This window comes from Streptomyces sp. Y1 (assembly GCF_041053115.1).
Taxonomy (GTDB): Bacteria; Actinomycetota; Actinomycetes; order Streptomycetales; family Streptomycetaceae; genus Kitasatospora; species Kitasatospora rubellomurina.
In genome coordinates this window covers 2,792,073-2,811,579 of sequence record NZ_CP163445.1, presented here as the reverse complement: position 1 = coordinate 2,811,579, position 19,507 = coordinate 2,792,073, and the positions used below count along the sequence as shown (strand labels likewise).

Sequence of the window (19,507 nt, the reverse complement as noted above, 5' to 3'; positions counted from 1 at the left end):
TTCGGGCCCGGGCCTCAGCGGGCCGGGGCGGCCCGCAGCTGTTCGGCGAGCGTGCTGATCGCGGCCGGGTTGCGCGGGCTCTCGACCAGGTCGACGTAGTCCAGCACGACGATCCGGTCGTTCCTGATCGCCGAGACCCCGGCCAGCGCCGGGAGGGACTTGAGGAACGCCCGCTTCTCCTCGGCGCCGACCTCCCCGTAGTTGTTGATCACGATCACCTCCGGGTCGCGCTCGACGACGCTCTCCCAGCCCGTCGTCACCCAGGAGTCGGCGAGGTCGCCCATGACGTTCGTCCCGCCGGCCCTGGTGATGATCTCGTCGGCGGCGGCGAACTTCCCGGCGGTGTACGGCTTGTCCCGCCCGCTGTCGTACAGGAAGACGGACGGGCGGCGCTCCGGCTGGGGGACGGCGGCGATCCGGGCCTTGAAGTCGGCGATCAGCCGGTCGGCGCGCTCGCGCACGTCGAAGATCTCGCCGAGGTTGGCCAGGTCGGTGTAGAGCGCGTCCAGCGGCCCCATCACCCCGCGCTCGGCGCCCTTGCCGCTGCGGCAGGACTCGGTGAGCACGTACGAGTCGATGCCGAGCGCCCGGAACGCCTGCGGGGTGACGCCACGGCCCTCGTCGAAGCCGTAGTGCCAGCCGGCGAAGACCAGGTCGGCCTTGGCGTCCAGCGCGATCTCCTTGGTGATCTGCTGCTTGGAGAGCCACGCGGTCTGCTGGTAGCCGTCCTTCCACGGCACCCGGTCGACCCGGCCCTTGTCGTCGGGCATCACGTAGCCGGCCATCCGGTCGGCGAGGCCGAGGGAGAGCATCAGCTCGGTGATGCCGACGTCGTTGGTGACGGCGCGGGCGGGCTTCTGCCGGAAGGTCAGCGGGGTGCCGCAGTTGTCCACGGTCACCGGGTAGTGGGCGGAGGCGGTGGTGGGCCCGCCGCTCGGGGCGATCTCGGCGCCGCAGGCGGTGAGCCCGAGGGCGAGCAGGGCGGCGGCAACGGCCTTGGTGCGCAAAGGATTTCCTCGGGGGTTCAGGGGAGTCGGTCGAACAGCAGCTGGAGGGCGCCGGTCACCGGGTGCCGGACGGGGGTGGCCCGGACGCCGAACACCTCGGCCAGCAGGCCCGGTTCGAGCACCTCCGCGGGCGGCCCGGAGGCGACGATCCGGCCGGCCCGCAGCACGTACAGCAGGTCGCAGTGGCCGGCGGCGAGGTTGAGGTCGTGCAGCGCGGTGAGCACCGTCGGGCCGGCCTCGCGGACCAGCGCCAGCACCTCCAACTGGTGCGCGATGTCGAGGTGGTTGGTGGGCTCGTCCAGCACCAGCAGCCGCGGCTCCTGGACCAGCGCCCGGGCGATCAGCACCCGCTGCTTCTCGCCGCCGGACAGGCTCAGGAAGCCCCGCTCGGCGAGGTGCCCGGCGCCGACCCGGCGCAGCGCCCCGGCGCACCGCTCGTGGTCCGCGCCGCTGGGCCCGGCCAGCGGGCGGCGGTGCGGCAGCCGGCCCATCGCGACCACCTCGGCCACCGTGAAGTCGAACTCCGCGGAGTGCTCCTGGGGCAGCGCGGCCACCCGGCGGGCCGCCTCCCGGGCGGTGAGCGCGTGCAGGTCGTCGCCGTCCAGCCGGACGGCTCCGGCGGCGGGCCGCAGCACCCGGTAGACGCAGCGCAGCAGGGTCGACTTGCCGCTGCCGTTCGGCCCGACCAGCCCGACCACCTGCCCGGCGGCGGCCCGCAGGCCCACGTCGTGGACCAGCCGGGCACCGGCCAGCTCCACCGAGACCCCGTCGACGGTGAGATCGGTGGCGGTCGTCATCAGCGGCCTCCGAAGGTGTAGCCGCGGCGGCGCATCAGCAGCAGGAAGGCCGGCACCCCGAGCACCGCGGTGAAGATCCCGACCGGCAGCTCGGCGGGCGCCAGCAGGGTGCGCGAGGCGATGTCCACCCAGACCAGCAGGACCGCCCCGGCGAGCGGCGCGACCAGCAGCACCCGGCGGTGCCCGGCGCCGACCAGCATCCGGGCCAGGTGCGGCATCAGCAGCCCGACGAAGCCGATCGCCCCGCTGACCGCGACCACCGTGCCGGTGACGGCGGCGGTCACCGTGAACAGCTCGCGGCGCAGCCGGTCCGGGTCGACGCCGAGCGAGGCGGAGGTCTCGTCGCCCATCGCGAGCGCGTCCAACCGCCCGGCGGCGCACGCCAGGTAGGCCAGCCCGGCCAGCACCGTGGCGGCGGCGATCGGCACCGAGCCCCAGGTGGCGCCGCCGAGGCTGCCGAGCAGCCACATCATGGCGTCCCGGGCGGCCTCGCCGCGGGCGGAGGCGAAGACCATCAGCGAGGTGACGGCGGAGAAGCCGTAGGACAGCGCAGTGCCGGTGAGCACCAGCCGCAGCGGGGTGAGCCCGGCCGCGGTCCGGGCGGCGAGGTAGACCAGCACCATCGCGGCCAGGGCGGAGCCGAAGGCGGACGCCGAGATCGCCCAGACCCCCAGCGAGGCGAAGGCGCCGAGCAGCAGGACGGCGTTGGCGCCGACCGCGGCGCCGGAGGAGATGCCGAGGACGAAGGGGTCGGCCAGCGCGTTGCGCACCAGCGCCTGCACGGCGACCCCGGTGGCGGCCAGCCCGGCGCCGACCACGGCGGCGAGCACGGTGCGCGGCAGCCGGATCTGCCAGACGATCGCGTACGCGGAGGCCTCGTCGGCGTCCAGCCGACCGCCCGTCAGCCCGGCGGCGACCAGCCGCAGGGCGTGCGGGAAGCCGATCCCGGAGGCGCCCAGCGAGACGCCGCACAGCAGCGAGACCAGCAGGACGGCGGCCAGGCCCGCGGCGAGTGGCAGGGCGGGTATTCGGCGGGCGGCGGGCGGGCCGCTCGGGCTGGTCTCACGGGTGCTCACGGACGGGCTGCGCCTTGCCTCGGGCCGTGGGTGCGCCGGGCCGGGCGGCCTGCCGGAGGGTGTGCCGGGGCGCCGTCCCCTCGCAGTCCGCGGCGAGTTGTCGGGAGTTCAGCGGCCGGGGGCGATCGGGCTGGCGGGGCCGTACGGGCAGCACGGGCTCCGCTCACCGTTGCGGGTCAGCGCCGGATTCGCACCGGACTTCCCCCTCGGACGCCCTGGCAGCATAACAGCCGCACAGCCTGAATGACCCTTACCTCGCGATCCGGACGTGAACGCACGACCGCCCCCGTCCGGCGCTGCGGACGGGGGCGGTCGGGTGGCGACGCGTCAGGCTCAGGCCTGCTTGGTCTCCCAGAAGATCTTGTCGACCTCGGCGATCAGGTCCAGCAGGGCCTGGCCGGTGGCCGGGTCGGTGGACGCCTTGGCGGCCGAGGCGGCCTTCAGGGTGTCGTTGATCAGCTGGTGCAGCTGCGGGTACTTCTCGAAGTGCGGGGCCTTGAAGTAGTCGCTCCACAGCACCGAGATGTGGTGCTTGACGGCCTCGGCGCGCTGCTCCTTGATGATGATGGCGCGGGCGCGGAAGTGCGGGTCCTCGTTGGCCTGGTACTTCTCCTGGGTGGCCTTGACCGACTCGGCCTCCAGCTTGGCCTGGGCCGGGTCGTACACACCGCAGGGCAGGTCGCAGTGGGCGTGGGCGGTGGCGCGCGGTGCAAACAGACGAGAGAACATGGGAGTCCTTCCTTAGATCGTCTTCCCGCGCCCGAGATTACCCTTCCGGCCCCCCGGTTTCGCGGCCGGGCGGTGGGCCTAGGGCGAAAGGCGGACCCGGAACCGGGGTAATCCGGACATCGAACAGGTGACGGCCCGTACGGCAGACTGGGTGCGGGCAGCGCGGGAGGAGGAGTCGTGGCACGGAGCACGGGACCGGAGGGCGCCGAACGGACGGAGCCGGGCGGCGCGCTGCCGTTCGGGCTGGTCGACGTGGCGGGCCCGTCGATGGTGCCGACCCTGCGCGAGGGCGACCAGCTGCTGGTCCGCTACGGCGCGCCGATCCGGCCCGGCGCGGTGGTGCTCTTCCGGCACCCCTTCCAGCAGGACCTGCTGGTGGTGAAGCGGGCCGCCGAGCGCCGCCCGCAGGGCTGGTGGCTGCTCTCCGACAACCGCCCGGTGGACAGCGACAGCCGCTCCTACGGCCCGGTGCCGGACGAACTGCTGCTCGGCCGGGTGCTGCTGCGGCTGCGCCCCTCGCCGGCCTGGCTGGCGCCGGGCCGGCGGCTGGAGCGGCTGCTGCTCGGCCCCCGGCTGGCCCGGGTGCCGGGCCTGGCCCGCCGACTCGGCGTGTGGGCCGAGGAGATCTAACCCTCCTGCGTGGTGGCGGCCGCCGCCTCCTGGCGCTTGCGGGCCCGGTAGGCGGCCACGTTGGCGCGGGTGGCGCAGCGGTCCGAGCAGTAGCGGCGGGAGCGGTTGGTCGAGGTGTCCAGGTAGGCGTTGCGGCAGGGCGCGGCCTGGCAGATGCCGAGCCGGTCGGCGCCCAGCTCGGTGAGGTGGACGGCCAGGCCCATGCAGGCGACGGCGCTGAAGTGCGCGGTGGCGGTCGGCGAGTTGTCGGCCAGGTGCAGGTGCCAGCGCGGCCGCCCGGCGTCGTCGAGGTGGTCGTGCCCGGAGACCAGCGGGCTGACGGGGTACTCCATCAGCAGGCTGTTCAGCAGGTCGACGGCCCGGACCTCGTCGCCCTCGGCGGCGGCCTCGAAGACCCCGCGCAGCCTGGTCCGCACGCCCCGCAGACGCGGCACGTCGGCCTCCTCGGCGAGCGCGCCGGCCCGGGAGGAGTCGGAGAACAGCCCGCGCACCGCGTCCACGGACGTCAGCGTGTCGGTGCCGCGCTCGGGCTCCTCGGTGTTCACCAGCCGAACGGCGAGATCGGCGTACGACGCCAGCTCCACGGCGGTCCTTCCAGAAGATCGGTAACGGGCTGACAGCCTCCAGCCTATTACCCGTGCGGGGAAAACGTCGGCGCCCGGCAGGATCGCCTGCCGGGCGCCGACCGTGCGTACTCAGAGCACCGGGTCAGAGCACCTTGGAGAGGAACGCCCGGGTGCGCTCGTGCTGCGGGTTGGTGAGCACCTCGCGGGGGCTGCCGGACTCGACGACCACGCCGCCGTCCATGAACACCAGTGCGTCGCCGACCTCGCGGGCGAAGCCCATCTCGTGGGTGACGACGATCATGGTCATCCCCTCCTCGGCCAGCCCGCGCATGACGTCCAGCACCTCGCCGACCAGCTCCGGGTCGAGCGCCGAGGTGGGCTCGTCGAAGAGCATCAGCTTGGGCTTCATGGCCAGCGCGCGGGCGATCGCCACGCGCTGCTGCTGGCCGCCGGAGAGCTGGGACGGGTAGTTCTTCGCCTTGTCGGCGAGGCCGACCCGCTCCAGCAGGGCCATCGCCTGTTCCCGGGCGGCGGCCTTGTTCTCCTTCTTGACCTGGACCGGGGCCTCCATGACGTTCTCGACGGCCGTCATGTGCGGGAACAGGTTGAAGCGCTGGAAGACCATGCCGATGTCCCGGCGCTTCAGGGCGACCTCGCGGTCCTTGAGCTCGTAGAGCCTGTCGCCCTTCTGCTGGTAGCCGACCAGTTGGCCGTCCACCCAGAGGCGGCCGCCGTTTATCTTCTCCAGGTGGTTGATGCACCGCAGGAAGGTCGACTTCCCGGAGCCGGACGGGCCGACCAGGCAGAACACCTCGCTCTGCTTGACCTCCAGGTCGATGCCCTTGAGGACCTCGACCAGGCCGTACGACTTGTGCACGCCCTCGGCCCTGACCATCGGCTCGGCGCCCGGCCGGGCGTCCTGGGGGGACTTGGTCAGATCGGTCATACGTGACCACCTCCCTCGAGCCCCGGGACGACGTCGTGCTCCTTCGGGGCGGGCTTTCCGGCGAACAGCCTGCGCAGCCGCTGGAGCGGCGTCGGCGGCAGCGTTCGGTTCGCACCACGAGCGTAGTACCGCTCGATGTAGTACTGCCCCACGGTGAGGATCGAGGTCATGATCAGGTAGTAGATGCTGACCGCGACCAGGACCGGGATGGTCTGGAAGGTGCGCGAGTAGATGTCGTGGCCGGCGGTGAACAGCTCGGACAGCGAGATGACCTGGACCAGCGAGGTGGTCTTCAGCATCGAGATGGTCTCGTTGCCGGTCGGCGGGACGATCACCCGCATCGCCTGCGGCAGGACGATCCGGCGCAGGGTGGCCGTACGGCTCATGCCCAGCGCGTGCGCGGCCTCGGTCTGGCCCTCGTCGACGGACTGGATGCCGCCGCGGACGATCTCCGCCATGTACGCGGCCTCGTTGAGGCCGAGGCCGAGCAGCGCGGCGGTGAAGGTCGGGATGAGGGTGTTGGTGTTCTCCGACCAGAACTCCGGGCCGAACGGGATGCCGATCGAGAGGTTCTGCCAGAGCGTGCCCAGGAAGTTCCAGAACACCAGCTGGACCAGCACCGGGGTGCCGCGGAAAACCCAGATGTAGAACCAGGCCGTTCCGGACAGCAGCGGGTTCGGCGAGAGCCGCATGACCGCGAGGATCACACCGCCGACCACGCCCATGAGCATGGAGAGCACGGTGAGTTCGAGAGTGGTCCCGATACCGCTGATGATCGTGTCGTCCTGCATGGTGTCGCGGACGACGTCCCACTGAAACGCGGGGTTGTAGATCAGGGCGTGGAGCAGCATCGCCGCGAGGACGACGACGACGATGGCTCCGGCCCAGCGTCCGGGGTGGCGGACCGGGACGGCCTTGATGGGCTCAGGCCGTCCCGGCTTCGTCAGCCCCTGGTCTGAAGGATTCACAGTGGGTGGCCTCAGGGGGTGTGGTGGTGCGGAGGGTCAGCTCTTGGCGGCGTTGATCTCGGACTTGTCGATCGCGCCGGCCGCGACGCCCCACTTCGTCAGGATCTGCTTGTAGGTGCCGTCCGCGATCAGCGACTGGACGGCGCCCTGGACGGCCTTGGTGAGCGGCGAGTTCTTGTCGACGACCACGCCGTAGGGCGCGCTGTCGTAGGTGTCGCCGAGCTTCTCCAGCTGGCCGTTGGTCTGCTTGAGGGCGTAGTCGATGACCGGCGAGTCGGCCATCATGGCCTGGTCGCGTCCGGCGATCAGGGACTGGGTGACGTCCGTCTGCAGCGGGAACTTGTCGCCGTCGTTCGGGATGGTCGGCTTGCCGGCCTTGGTGCAGTCCGGGTTGCGGGTGTCCTTGATCTCGTCGGCCTGGGTGGTGCCGGTCTGGACGGCGACCTTCTTGCCGCAGAGGTCCTTGGGGTCGATCTTGTCGGGGTTGCCCTTCTTCACCGCGATGGCGCTGCCGGCGGTGAAGTAGGTGACCATGTCGACGGTCGCCTCGCGCTCCTTGGTGTCGGTGAAGGAGCTCATGCCGAGCTGGTACTTCTTCGCCGCGATGCCCGGGATGATCGAGGTGAAGTCCGCGTTCTGGACGTCGGCGGTCAGGCCCAGCTTCTTGGCGATCGCGTCGGCGAGGTCGACGTCCATGCCGACGACGTTGCCCTTCTCGTCCTTGAACTCGTTGGGCGCGTACGAGGCGTCCGCGGCGACCACGAGCTTGCCGGAGGACTTGACGTCGGCCGGGACGAGGGCGGCCAGCGTCGGGTCGGCCGTCACGGCGCCGACCGTGGCGCTCGGGTTGGTGCCGGCGCCGGCGGACGAACCGGAGGACGACTTGCTGCTGCCGCAGCCGGTCAGCACGAGCGAGACGGAGGCGGCAACCGCGCAGGCCGCGAGGAGCCGGGTGCGCTGGGTACGGGCGGTCATGAGGGGGATCTCCTTCTCGGGAGAGAGGTCGGGCGGAGCGCGCCGCGGGAGCGGCGCACCGGTTCAGCAGGCCGTACGGCGCCGTACGGAGGGTGGTGTGTTCTGCTGTACGTCGTCGTACGTGCGGGGCCGGGTGGTGCGGGCCTGGGCGCGGGGGCGCACAGGGTCGTACGGGTACCGCTTCCGCCACCCTCCGCCGAGGTGGACGTTGACCGAACCGCCTCGACCAGTGGTCGGCTCGATCCGAGATGGGGGGAATCCTGCCATCTGAGGACGGTCAGGTGACCCTCATCCAGATCAAAATCGGATAACGAGGGCGCACGGTGTCCGCTATCCGGACGATATCAGTGCCCCTGTCACCCTCCGTATAAGTATGCAGATCCCCGGGCCACCGGCCCGGAGGCCCGCCGCCGGGCCCGCGGGCGGGTGTGTCAGAATTCGTAGCCCGGGTGACCCCCGAACGCTCGAACCAGACCGACGAGTCCTGACAGGCTCGGGGTGTCAGGGAACGGAAGTCCTCACGCGGCTCCGTATCCCGGGCACCGGCTCCTCCTGGTCTGCGTTCACTCCTGCGGGTAAGCGTGCGTTTTTCGCCGTTGCCTGTGCCGGACACCGGCTCCCGTGACGCCGGGCGCCCGACGCGACGGCGCGGCGATGAACAGCGCGCGACGAGGACGAAAAGGCATAGGTGCGATGCCGACGTCCGACCTACGCTCGGCCCGGAAGCACAGCACGGACAACAAGACCCCATAAAACCCTCATCCGAGGGCGCCGCCCGGCGGCAGCGCCCCGACCCCGCCCCCCGGGTCCGCTTCGGCGTACCCGGGTTCCGGTTTCCGGCGGGTCGCCCAGTCCGTCGGCCGCGCACCTCGCCAATTCAATGACGAAGAGGTCATCGTGGCAGCGGAGATCATGCACAGCAGCACCCAGGACACCGACGATCCGGTCGACGCCGTCTTCGCGCTGCACCGCGGCGGCAAGATGGAGATCCGGGCGACCGTGCCGGTGCGCGACGCGGACGACCTGTCCCTCGCCTACACCCCCGGTGTCGCCCGCGTCTGCACGGCCATCGCGGAGCAGCCGGAGCTGGTCAACGACTACACCTGGAAGTCCAACACCGTCGCGGTGGTCACCGACGGGACCGCGGTGCTCGGTCTGGGCGACATCGGCCCGGAGGCCTCGCTCCCGGTGATGGAGGGCAAGGCCATCCTGTTCAAGCAGTTCGGCGGCGTGGACGCGGTGCCGATCGCGCTCGCCTGCACCGGGGTCGACGAGATCGTCGAGACCGTGGTGCGGCTGGCGCCGTCCTTCGGCGGCGTCAACCTGGAGGACATCTCGGCCCCGCGCTGCTTCGAGATCGAGCGCCGGCTCCAGGACGCCCTGGACATCCCGGTCTTCCACGACGACCAGCACGGCACCGCGATCGTCACCACCGCCGCGCTGTGGAACGCCGCGAAGGTGACGGACCGCGAGATCGGTTCGCTGCGGGCCGTCATCTCCGGCGCCGGCGCGGCCGGCATCGCGATCGCCAAGATGCTGGTGGCGGCGGGCATCGGCGACGTGGCCGTGTGCGACCGCAAGGGCGTGGTGTACGAGGGCCGCGGCGACCTCACCGACGTCAAGGCCGAGATCGCCGCGCTGACCAACCGCACCGGCGTGAAGGGCTCGCTGGCCGACGCGCTGAACGGCGCCGACGTGTTCATCGGCGTCTCCGGCGGCACCGTGCCGGAGGAGGTCGTCGCGACCATGGCCGAGGGCGCGTTCATCTTCGCGATGGCCAACCCCAACCCGGAGATCCACCCCGAGGTCGCGCACAAGTACGCGGCCGTCGTCGCCACCGGGCGCAGCGACTTCCCGAACCAGATCAACAACGTGCTGGCCTTCCCGGGCATCTTCGCCGGCGCGCTGCAGGTGCGGGCCTCCCGGATCACCGAGGGCATGAAGCTGGCCGCCGCCAAGGCGCTGGCGGGCGTGGTGGCGGACGAGCTGACGCCGCAGAAGGTCATCCCCTCGCCGTTCGACGAGCGGGTCGCCCCGGCGGTCACCAAGGCCGTGGCCGACGCCGCCCGCGCCGAGGGCGTGGCGCGGATCTGACGATCTGACGGGTTCCCCCGCGCGCGGGGGAGCAGTCGAGGCCGGGACGCGCGTCACACCCACGCGTTGTTCCGGCCTCGGCCGTACCCGGCTATCGTCCGGGACATGTTTGCTGCCTACGCCGCACGTATCGACGCCGACGACCCGCTGAGCGGGCTGGAGTTGGGCGAACTCCCCGAGCCGCAGGCCCGTCCCGGGTGGAGCGTGGTCACAGTCAAGGCCGCCAGCCTCAACCACCACGACCTGTGGTCGCTGCGCGGGGTCGGCCTGCCCGCCGGGAGGCTGCCGATGATCCTCGGCTGCGACGCCGCCGGGATCGACGAGCACGGCAACGAGGTGGTCATCCACTCGGTGATCGGCCAGAGCGGCCACGGCGTCGGCCCGGACGAGCCCCGGTCCATCCTGACCGAGCGCTACCAGGGCACCTTCGCCCAGCGGGTCGCGGTGCCCACCTGGAACCTGCTGCCCAAGCCCGCCGAGCTGAGCTTCGAGCAGGCCGCCTGCCTGCCCACCGCCTGGCTGACGGCCTACCGGATGCTGTTCACCAACGCCGGGGTCAAGCCCGGCGACACCGTGCTGGTGCAGGGCGCCGGCGGCGGGGTGGCGACCGCGCTGATCGTGCTCGGCAAGGCGGCCGGCCTGCGGGTGTGGGTCACCGGCCGGGACGAGGCCAAGCGGCAGCGGGCGATCGGCCTCGGCGCGGACGCCGCCTTCGAGAGCGGCGCCCGGCTGCCCGAGCGGGTGGACGCCGTGATGGAGACGGTCGGCGCCGCCACCTGGTCGCACTCGGTGAAGTCGCTGCGCCCGGGCGGCACCATCGTGATCTCCGGCGCCACCTCGGGCCCGAACCCGAGTGCCACCGAGCTGAACCGGATCTTCTTCCTGGAGCTGAAGGTGGTCGGCTCGACCATGGGCTCCAAGGAGGAGCTGGCCGGGCTGCTGGCGCTGTGCGCCAACACCGGGGTGCGGCCGGTGATCGACTCGGTGCTGCCGCTGGCCGAGGCCCGGGAGGGCTTCGCCCGGCTGGCCAAGGGCGACCTCTTCGGGAAGATCGTGCTCACTCCCTGAGGCGCGCGCACACGCGAACGGCCCGGCACCCTCCCCCCGGAGGTGCCGGACCGTCCGCGCGACGGCCGGTCAGCCGAGCAGCCGCTTCAGCCGCTCGCCGACCGTGCCCAGCGCCGTCCGGGCCTCGGCCAGCTGATCGGCGCTCACGCCGCCGTCCCGGGCCGCGTCGCGGACCTGGTCGCGGAAGCGGTCGAGCAGCCGCTCCAGCTCCCGGGCCGGCTCCCCGGCCGGGTCGGTGCGGGCCCACGCCGGCAGGTCGGCCGGGGTCGCGGAGGCCCCGGACTTGTCCAGGTCGATCCGGGTGACGGTGACCTGCTCGCCCGGCTCCTCCGCCGGGTGGCCCCAGCGGGCCGCGTCGGCGAGCCCGGCCAGGCCCTTGGTCAGCTCGGACAGGCCCTCGGCCAGCCCCTTCGGCCAGTCGCCCTGCGCCGCGTGCTCGCGCACCTGCTGCTCGACCCGGCGCTTGATCCGCAGCGCCTCCTGCTGCGCCGCGGTGCGCGAGGCCTTGGCCTGCTCGCGCAGCCGGCGGGCCTCCTCCTCGGCGGCCTTCGCCTTGGCCTTGGCGGCCTTCTCCTGCTCCCGGGCGCGCTTGGCCTGCTCCTTGGCCTGCCGCTTGAACTGGGCGAACTCCTCCTTGGCGCGCTGCCAGGACTCGTTGTCGCCCCACGGCCCGGACCACGGGTCGCCGCCGCCCTCGGCGGGGGCCGGCCGCGGGGCCTGCCGGGCGGCCTTCCACAGCTCCTCGCGCAGGTCCTTGGCGCTGTCCCGGACGTCCTCCCGGATCGCCCCGGCCAGCTGCGCCACGGAGTCCCGGATCTCGCCCTCCAGCTCGTCCAACTCGACCTGTCGGGCTTCGAGTTCGGCGCGGCCGGCATCGGTCAGCCGGTACACCTTGCGGCCGCCCTCGGTGCTGTGGCTGACCAGGCCCTCCTGCTCCAGCTTGGCCAGGCGCGGGTAGACGGTGCCGGCGGAGGGCGCGTACAGGCCCTGGAAGCGCTCCTCCAGCAGGCGGATCACCTCGTAGCCGTGCCGGGGGGACTCGTCCAGCAGCTTCAGCAGGTAGAGCCGGAGCCGGCCGTGGCCGAACACGGGGGTCATCTCAGGCCTCCTTGGTCAGGTCGGGCCCGGCGGGCTTGGTGAGGTCGGGGCCGGCCGGGAGCTCCCGGGCCGGGGCGTCGTCCTCGGCGTCGGGGCGGCGCAGCACGGTGACGGCGCCGGAGACGGTGGTGACGTTCAGGCTGCCGCGGCCCTCGCCGAGCTGCCCGGAGATCTTCTTGGCGCCCCAGGTGCTGCTCATCTTGAGCTGCTCGAAGGTGCTGGAGACGTCGCCGGTGGTGGAGCCGGCCTCGACGGTGGCGTCGGCCAGCGAGGGGATGCGGACGACGACCGGCCCGCTGACGGTGTTGACCTTGACGTCGGTCTCGCCGGCCACGTCGAGGTCCAGGGTGACGGCGCCGGTGACGGAGTTGGCCTGGACCCGGTCGGCGGTGCCGGCGATCACGGTGAGCTGCCCGGAGACGGTGTTGACCTTGAGCTCGCCGCCCACCGCCTGGGCGTCCACGTCGCCGGTGACGGTGGCGGCGTCGATGCGGCCGGTCACCTTGGCGAGGGTGGCGTCGCCGCTGGCGCTCTGCACCGAGACGTGGCCGTCGATGCCGGTGACGGTGGCGCCGGCCGAGACGGTGCCGACCTTGACCGCGGCGTCGACCGGGACGGTCAGGGTGACGCCGACCGTCCGCTTGCGCTTGAAGCTGCCGAGGAAGGACTTGACCGAGGCGACCGACCTGAGCTGCTCGCCGAACTCGCCCCAGCTGTTGATGTCCTTGTAGGTGACCGTCAGCACGCCGTCCACGAGCGTCACGTGCAGCGGCTCGCCCCGGAGCTCGGTGACCTCCATGCGGGCCGGGCCCTCGGCCGCGACCACGTTCACGGTGCCGTCGATGACGCGCACGTGCAGTTCGCGGACCGCGTCCTCGAAGGTGGTCCTGCCCGGCCCCTCGATCGTCCACTGGCTCATGTCTGCCGCCTCCCGCTGTCGGATCGCGATGTATCGCGTTCTCTGTAAGAGACGATATATCGCGTGCCGGGAAAAGCAAGCGGTTCCGCCCCTGAAACCGGCCCGGACCCGACCCCGAGGTGCCCCCCTAAGGGGCGCCACCCGCGCGGGGCACGCGAAGGGCCCGGGAGGCGGCTGCCTCCCGGGCCCTTCGTACGGCCGTCACCGGGTCACTCGTCGTCCTCGTCGTCGAGCCGGGCCAGCCAGGTGGCCAGCCGCTCGACCGGGATCTCGAAGTCCGGGTTGAGGTCGACGAACTCGCGCAAGCGCTCGGCCAGCCACTCGAAGGTGACCTCCTCGTCGCCGCGCCGGCTCTCCAGCTCCTCGATGCCTCGGTCGGTGAAGTACACGGTTCGCTCCGGTCGGATGGGGGTTGACCTGGTCAGGATAGTCCGGTCAGCTGGCCCGCCAGGTGCTGATGGTGGCCTTGGCGGCCCCGGTGGTCGGGTCGGCCTGCTCGATCACCGCGATGGCGATGTTGCGGGTGACCCGGTCGCGGACGCACAGCAGACGGCCGGGGGCGACCCGGTTGTACGAGAGGTCGGTGTCCGGCCGGGAGTCGATCGCGGCGGCGCACTGCTCGGCGGTGACGGTCGGCTCGGTGATCACCGCGAAGTCCGACTTGTCGTCCCCGTAGCTGGCGAAGGAGTTGGCCTTGCTGCCGTTGCTGTTGTTGGCCACCCCGAGGCCCCACTTGAGGTCGCCGGAGTGCGGCACCACGGTGCCCGAGTCCAGGTCGATCCGGTAGGTGTCGCTGCTGTACTCGGCGCCCGGGATCGACAGCGACTTCTTGTCCAGGATCGGCGCGTAGCCGGTCGGCCGGGCGGGGGCCGAGACGGTGCTCTGGCCGGATTTCGACGGTCCGGCCGTCACCGAGCCGGTCGAGGACCCGGTGGGGGCGGGGGAGGAGGTCGTCCGGTCCGGGGCCGGGCGCGGACTCTCGGACGTGGTGGCCGCGGCGGCCGGCTTGTCGTCGCTCTTCTTGCCGTCGTCCAGCGACTTCATCAGGGCGACGCCGCCGGCCGTACCGCCGACCGCCATCACCAGGGCGACCGTGAGCAGCACCTTCCAGGAGACCCCGCCCTTCCTGGCCTTGGGCTCCGGCTCCGGGGTGCCGGTGACCACCGGGCCCGGCGGGGGCGTGTCGAAGGCCGGCGGCTCGGGCCGCAGCTGGACGGTCGGCGGCGCGGGCAGCACCGGCGCGGTGGGCGCCTCGGTAGCCGGCTGCGGGGCGCCGTACGCGCCGAGCGGCGGCGGCGTGAAGCCCGGCGGCGGGCTGGCGGGCTGCTGCGGCGCGGCGGCCACGGTGGCCGGGTGGGTCGGCGCGGCGGCCGGCGGGGGCGGCACGGCCGGGGCGGGCGGCGCCGCGGGGGCGGCGGGCGCCGGGGTGGGGAGCGCCTGAAGGGATTGTCGCTGCGGCAGGTCCGAGCGGCGGGTGATCTCGGTGTTGACCTGGCGAGGCAGCCAGTCCTCGCCGAACCGCAGCTGGCCGCCGACCTCCGGGTGGTTGCGGGCCACCTGGATGATCTCGGCGGGCTTCGGGCGGTCCTCGGGGGACTTCGCCAGGCAGCGCTGGATCAGCTCGCGCAGGTCGGCCGGGACGGCCGTCAGGTCCGCCTCCTCGTGCACCACCCGGTAGAGCACCGCGGTGTCCGGCCCGTCGCCGAACGGCGCGCTGCCGCCGGCCACGTAGGCGGCCAGCGCGCCGAGCGCGAAGACGTCGGTGGCCGGGGTGACGGCCCGGCCCTGGGCCTGCTCGGGGGCCATGAAGGCGGGGGAGCCGATCCGGTAGCCGGTGCCGGTCAGCGCGGTGGCGTCGGCGGCCCGGGCGATGCCGAAGTCGATCACCCGCGGGCCGTCCCCGGCGACCAGCACGTTGGCGGGCTTCAGGTCGCGGTGGACCACCTCGACGCTGTGGATGGCCTGCAGCGCCTCGGCGATGCCGCCCATCAGCAGCAGCACGGTGCGCACCGGCAGGGCGCCGTGCTCGCGCACCACCTGCTGCAGCGACGGGCCGGGGACGTACGCGGTGACCAGCCAGGGGGCGTCCGAGTCCAGGCCGCCGGAGTCGATCACCTGGGCGGTGTAGAGGCCGTGGATGCGCTGGGCGTTGCTGACCTCCTGGGCGAAGCGGCGGCGGAACTCGCCGTCCTCGGCGAACTCCGGGCGCACCACCTTGAGCGCGACCGGGCGCCCGCCCGGGGTGTACGAGAGGTAGACCCGGCCCATGCCGCCGGCGCCGAGCCGGGCGTACAGCCGGTAGCCGCCGACCTCCCGGGGGTCGTCCGGGAGGAGCGGCTGGAAGACCGGTGGGAGGTTGCCGGCGTCGGAGGGGCTGTCGGCGGTCATGTGGGATCCCCCTGGTTGAGCGGTGAGGTCGGCCGGGACCGCGGGCGGCGCGCGGTGACGGGCGCGGGGCGGCGGTCCGGCGAGGCATAACCTATCGATCCGTCAGGATCCCGCGCACCGTGGGTGCGCATTGGTTGCACAACCGTGAACAGCGCGGACGCGGACCCGTCAACCGCGAACGCCCGCGGCCCCCGTCCTCCCGGATCGGGAGGACGGGGGCCGCGGGCGTCAGAGCCGGTGTCCCGGAGCTCTCGGCGTGCTCAGAGCGCGAAGACCTCGTCCACCAGGGCCGCCTGCTCGGCGGCGTGGCGCTTGGCCGAGCCGACCGCGGGGGCCGAGGAGGCCGTGCGGGCGACGCGGCGCAGACGGGCGTCGCCGCCGGTGCGGCCGATCACGACCTGCAGGTGGTCGACCAGGTTCATCGCGATGAACGGCCAGGCACCCTGGTTGGCCGGCTCCTCCTGCGCCCAGATGAACTGGACGTCGTCGCCGTAGCGGGCCAGCTCCTCCTGGAGCTCGGCCACCGGCAGCGGGTAGAGCCGCTCCATCCGGACGATGGCGGTGTCGGTGATGCCGCGCTCCGTCCGGGCCGCCTCGAGGTCGTAGTAGAACTTGCCGGCGGTGATGACGACCTTGCGGACCTGCGCCGGGTCGACGGTGGTGTCGCCGATGACCGGGCGGAACGAGCCGGACAGGAACTCCTCGGTCGCACTCGCCGCGGCCTTCAGGCGCAGCATCGACTTCGGGGTGAAGACGACGAGCGGCTTGTGGTGCGGGTTGTGCGCCTGCCAGCGCAGCAGGTGGAAGTAGTTCGACGGCAGGGTCGGCATGGCGACCGTCATGTTGTCCTGCGCGCACAGCTGGAGGAAGCGCTCCGGGCGGGCGGACGAGTGGTCCGGCCCCTGGCCCTCGTAGCCGTGCGGCAGCAGCAGGGTGACGCCGGAGTGCTGGCCCCACTTCTGCTCGGCGGAGGCGATGTACTCGTCCACCATGGTCTGCGCGCCGTTGACGAAGTCGCCGAACTGCGCCTCCCACATGACCAGCGCGTTCGGGCGGGTCAGCGAGTAGCCGTACTCGAAGCCCATGGCCGCGTACTCCGACAGCAGGCTGTCGTAGACGGTGTAGCGGGCCTGGTCCTCGGTGAGGTACTGCAGCGGGGTGTAGTCCTCGCCGGTGTTGCGGTCGATCAGGACGGCGTGCCGCTGGCCGAAGGTGCCGCGGCGGCTGTCCTGGCCGGCCAGGCGGACCGGGTGGCCCTCCATGAGCAGCGAGCCGATGGCGAGGGTCTCGCCCATCGCCCAGTCGATGGTGTTGTCCTCGACCGAGGCGGCGCGGCGCTGCAGCTGCGGCAGCAGGCGCGGGTGGACGGTCAGCCAGTCCGGCAGGTTGACCTGCGAGGCGGCGATCCGCTTGACCATCTCCTGGGAGATGCCGGTCTGGATGGAGACCGGGAAGTCGGCGACCGGCTTGCCGGCGGTGGCGTCGGCCGGCGCCTGGGCCGCGTCGCGGACCTCGGCGAAGACCTTCTCCAGCTGGCCCTGGAAGTCCTGGAGCGCCTGCTCCGCCTCTTCCATGGTGATGTCGCCGCGACCGATCAGGCCCTCGGTGTACAGCTTGCGCACCGAGCGCTTCTTGTCGATCAGGTCGTACATCAGCGGCTGGGTGAACGACGGGTTGTCGGCCTCGTTGTGACCGCGGCGGCGGTAGCAGATGAGGTCGATGACGACGTCCTTGTGGAACGCCTGGCGGAACTCGAAGGCGAGCCGCGCGACGCGGACCACGGCCTCCGGGTCGTCGCCGTTGACGTGGAAGATCGGCGCCTCGATCATGCGGGCCACGTCGGTGCAGTACATCGACGAGCGCGAGGACGCCGGGGCGGCGGTGAAGCCGACCTGGTTGTTCACCACGAGGTGGATCGTGCCGCCGGTGCGGTAGCCGCGCAGCTGCGACATGTTCAGGGTCTCCGCGACGACGCCCTGGCCGGCGAAGGCCGCGTCGCCGTGGACCTGGATCGGGAGCACCGGGAAGGTGGTGCCGCCCTGGTCCAGGACGTCCTGCTTGGCGCGGACGATGCCCTCGACGACCGGGTCGACCGTCTCCAGGTGGGACGGGTTCGCGGCGAGCGAGACCTTGATGGTCTCGCCGTCCAGGCCGGTGAAGGTGCCCTCGGCGCCCAGGTGGTACTTGACGTCGCCGGAGCCGTGCATCGACTTCGGGTCGAGGTTGCCCTCGAACTCGCCGAAGATCTTGCCGTACGGCTTGCCGACGATGTTGGCCAGCACGTTCAGGCGGCCGCGGTGGGCCATGCCGATGACGGCCTCGTCGAGGCGGTGCTCGGCGGCGGCGTCGATGGTGGCGTCCAGCAGCGGGATGAGCGACTCGCCGCCCTCCAGCGAGAAACGCTTCTGCCCGACGTACTTGGTCTGCAGGAAGGTCTCGAAGGCCTCGGCGGAGTTCAGGCGGCGGAGGATCCGCAGCTGCTCCTCGCGCTCGGGCTTGGTGTACGGCTTCTCCAGGCGCTCCTGCAGCCACTTGCGCTGCTTCGGGTCCTGGATGTGCATGTACTCGACGCCGACGGTGCGGCAGTAGGTGTTGCGCAGCAGGCCGAGGATGTCGCGGAGCTTCATCATCTTCTGGCCGCCGAAGCCGCCGACCGCGAACTCGCGCTCCAGGTCCCACAGGGTGAGGCCGTGCTGGACGACGTCCAGGTCGGGGTGCTTGCGCTGCTTGTACTCCAGCGGGTCGGTGTCGGCCATCAGGTGGCCGCGCACGCGGTACGCGTGGATCAGCTCCATGACGCGGGCGGTCTTGTTGACCTCGTCGTCGTGGGTGGTGGCGACGTCGGTGGCCCAGCGGACCGGCTCGTACGGGATCCGCAGCGACTCGAAGATCTCGTCGTAGAAGCCGTTCTCGCCGAGCAGCAGGCGGTGGATCTCGCGCAGGAACTCGCCGGACGCCGCGCCCTGGATGACGCGGTGGTCGTAGGTCGAGGTCAGCGTCATGATCTTGGAGACGCCCAGGCGGGACAGGGTCTCCGGGGCGGAGCCCTGGAACTCGGCCGGGTACTCCATGGCGCCGACGCCGACGATGGTGCCCTGGTTCTGCATCAGGCGCGGCACGGAGTGCACGGTGCCGATGCCGCCGGGGTTGGTCAGCGAGACCGTGACGCCGGTGAAGTCGTCCATGGTCAGCTTGTTGGCGCGGGCCCGGCGGACGATGTCCTCGTAGGCCTGCCAGAAGCCGAAGAAGTCGAGCGTCTCGGCCTTCTTGATGGCCGCGACGACGAGCTGGCGGTCGCCGTTCGGCTTGACCAGGTCGATGGCCAGGCCGAGGTTGATGTGCTCCGGCTTGACCAGGTAGGCCTTGCCGTCCTCCACCTTGTAGCTGTGGTTCATGCCCGGGGCGGCCTTGATGGCCTGGACCAGGGCGTAACCGATCAGGTGGGTGAAGGAGACCTTGCCGCCGCGGGCGCGCTGCAGGTGGTTGTTGATGACGATGCGGTTGTCGATCAACAGCTTCGCCGGGACGGCGCGGACCGAGGTCGCGGTCGGCACCTCCAGCGAGGCGTCCATGTTGGTGGCGACGGCCTTCGCCGGGCCGCGCAGCTGGACCAGCTCGGGGCCGGCGGCGGCCGGGGCCGGGGCCGGCGCCGGGGCGGCGGCCTTCGGGGCCGGGGGCGCGGCGGGCGCGGCGGCGAGCGGGGCGGCAACCGGGGCCGGCGCCGCGGGGGCCGGGGCGGCCGGCGCGGCGGGGGCGGGTGCGGCCGGAGCAGCAGCGGCGGGCACGGGGGCAGCGGCAGGGGTCGGCGCGGGGCCGGCCTGGGTCGCGGCCTGGGTCACTGGGGTCACCTCGGTACCGGGCTTGTAGTCGGCGAAAAAGTCCCACCAGGCTCGGTCGACCGAGTTCGGGTCCTGGAGGTACTGCTGGTAGATCTCGTCGACGAGCCACTCATTGGGGCCGAAGCCAGTGGAGCTTGCCGAGCTGTTGGGGGTCTCTGGGGACTGTGGCGACACGGCGGCAACCGCCCTCTTCCGCTTCCTTTTGGGATGTTTGGACAGCGGGGATTAAGGCTACGCCCCTGACCAGTGATCGCGCAGTCCCCGGGCCCCAGGCGTCGCCCAGATCACAGTCCTGACCTGCGATTTGGCCGAAAAACTGCGTTAGAAAGCCGGATCTGAGGGGAAGCGACCGGGCCGCAAATCCGGACGAAACCGGACATAGCTCCGATCGAATGCCCTCACGATCT

The 19,507-nt window shown here is 72.1% G+C and carries 16 protein-coding genes and 1 riboswitch; of the genes, 3 read left to right on the top strand and 13 right to left on the bottom strand.

The features are described 5' to 3' along the window. Positions 1 to 14 precede the first annotated feature (14 nt). The 4 genes from AB2U05_RS11710 to sodN all read right to left on the bottom strand — a co-directional run bounded on the left by AB2U05_RS11710 (position 15) and on the right by sodN (position 3,609). Positions 15 to 1,007 (bottom strand): ABC transporter substrate-binding protein, encoded by a 993-nt coding sequence (locus tag AB2U05_RS11710; protein ID WP_369183167.1) that lies wholly within the window; start codon positions 1,005 to 1,007, stop codon positions 15 to 17. Between the two features lie 17 nt (positions 1,008 to 1,024). Beyond that, positions 1,025 to 1,804 carry an ABC transporter ATP-binding protein gene (locus AB2U05_RS11705; protein WP_369183166.1) on the bottom strand — a complete coding sequence of 260 codons (780 nt, stop codon included), beginning with the start codon at positions 1,802 to 1,804 and terminating at the stop codon, positions 1,025 to 1,027. Beyond that, positions 1,804 to 2,880 carry an iron ABC transporter permease gene (locus AB2U05_RS11700; protein WP_045699890.1) on the bottom strand — a complete coding sequence of 359 codons (1,077 nt, stop codon included), beginning with the start codon at positions 2,878 to 2,880 and terminating at the stop codon, positions 1,804 to 1,806. The genes AB2U05_RS11705 and AB2U05_RS11700 overlap by 1 nt, the downstream gene beginning before the upstream one ends. Before the next feature lie 98 nt (positions 2,881 to 2,978). Next, positions 2,979 to 3,127, bottom strand: a riboswitch (cobalamin riboswitch). 86 nt (positions 3,128 to 3,213) lie between these two features. After that, entirely contained in the window at positions 3,214 to 3,609 is a 396-nt protein-coding gene (gene sodN / locus AB2U05_RS11695) for a superoxide dismutase, Ni (protein WP_045699892.1), read from the bottom strand. A 177-nt stretch (positions 3,610 to 3,786) separates the two neighbouring features. Between sodN and sodX the strand changes: the two genes are divergently transcribed. Next, positions 3,787 to 4,239 (top strand): nickel-type superoxide dismutase maturation protease, encoded by a 453-nt coding sequence (gene sodX, locus AB2U05_RS11690; RefSeq protein WP_045699894.1) that lies wholly within the window; start codon positions 3,787 to 3,789, stop codon positions 4,237 to 4,239. Here sodX and AB2U05_RS11685 read toward each other — a convergent pair. The 4 genes from AB2U05_RS11685 to AB2U05_RS11670 form a co-directional block, all read right to left on the bottom strand. Further along, complete coding sequence (locus tag AB2U05_RS11685; RefSeq protein WP_045699896.1) at positions 4,236 to 4,823, bottom strand: CGNR zinc finger domain-containing protein; 588 nt, start codon at positions 4,821 to 4,823, stop codon at positions 4,236 to 4,238. The two genes, sodX and AB2U05_RS11685, sit on opposite strands and share 4 nt — an antisense overlap. 124 nt (positions 4,824 to 4,947) lie before the next feature. Continuing rightward, positions 4,948 to 5,751, bottom strand: a complete 804-nt coding sequence (locus tag AB2U05_RS11680; protein ID WP_369183165.1) for an amino acid ABC transporter ATP-binding protein — start codon at positions 5,749 to 5,751, stop codon at positions 4,948 to 4,950. Further along, entirely contained in the window at positions 5,748 to 6,719 is a 972-nt protein-coding gene (locus AB2U05_RS11675) for an amino acid ABC transporter permease (RefSeq protein WP_369183164.1), read from the bottom strand. Before AB2U05_RS11675 ends, AB2U05_RS11680 begins: the two co-directional genes overlap by 4 nt. A 36-nt stretch (positions 6,720 to 6,755) precedes the next feature. After that, complete coding sequence (locus AB2U05_RS11670) at positions 6,756 to 7,694, bottom strand: ABC transporter substrate-binding protein (protein WP_369183163.1); 939 nt, start codon at positions 7,692 to 7,694, stop codon at positions 6,756 to 6,758. 897 nt (positions 7,695 to 8,591) lie between these two features. Here AB2U05_RS11670 and AB2U05_RS11665 point away from each other — a divergent pair. Both AB2U05_RS11665 and AB2U05_RS11660 read left to right on the top strand, forming a co-directional pair. After that, positions 8,592 to 9,788 carry an NADP-dependent malic enzyme gene (locus AB2U05_RS11665; protein WP_045699902.1) on the top strand — a complete coding sequence of 399 codons (1,197 nt, stop codon included), beginning with the start codon at positions 8,592 to 8,594 and terminating at the stop codon, positions 9,786 to 9,788. A 105-nt stretch (positions 9,789 to 9,893) separates the two neighbouring features. Then, positions 9,894 to 10,856, top strand: coding sequence for a quinone oxidoreductase (locus AB2U05_RS11660; protein ID WP_045699903.1), 963 nt, complete (start codon positions 9,894 to 9,896; stop codon positions 10,854 to 10,856). Between the two features lie 69 nt (positions 10,857 to 10,925). On the opposite strand, the gene AB2U05_RS11655 is transcribed toward AB2U05_RS11660, so the two are convergent. The 5 genes from AB2U05_RS11655 to AB2U05_RS11635 all read right to left on the bottom strand — a co-directional run bounded on the left by AB2U05_RS11655 (position 10,926) and on the right by AB2U05_RS11635 (position 19,274). Continuing rightward, positions 10,926 to 11,954, bottom strand: coding sequence for a helix-turn-helix transcriptional regulator (locus AB2U05_RS11655; RefSeq protein WP_369183162.1), 1,029 nt, complete (start codon positions 11,952 to 11,954; stop codon positions 10,926 to 10,928). A 1-nt stretch (position 11,955) separates the two neighbouring features. Continuing rightward, positions 11,956 to 12,873: a DUF4097 family beta strand repeat-containing protein gene (locus AB2U05_RS11650; protein WP_045699905.1), complete on the bottom strand. Its 918-nt coding sequence runs from the start codon at positions 12,871 to 12,873 to the stop codon at positions 11,956 to 11,958. Positions 12,874 to 13,082: 209 nt separating this feature from the next. Beyond that, a complete protein-coding gene (locus AB2U05_RS11645) occupies positions 13,083 to 13,262 on the bottom strand; it encodes a DUF6104 family protein (protein WP_030235677.1) in 180 nt (59 codons plus the stop codon). Positions 13,263 to 13,308: 46 nt separating this feature from the next. Further along, entirely contained in the window at positions 13,309 to 15,261 is a 1,953-nt protein-coding gene (locus AB2U05_RS11640) for a protein kinase (RefSeq protein WP_369183161.1), read from the bottom strand. Positions 15,262 to 15,521: 260 nt separating this feature from the next. Continuing rightward, entirely contained in the window at positions 15,522 to 19,274 is a 3,753-nt protein-coding gene (locus AB2U05_RS11635; protein WP_369183160.1) for a multifunctional oxoglutarate decarboxylase/oxoglutarate dehydrogenase thiamine pyrophosphate-binding subunit/dihydrolipoyllysine-residue succinyltransferase subunit, read from the bottom strand. Between the last annotated feature and the right edge of the window lie 233 nt (positions 19,275 to 19,507).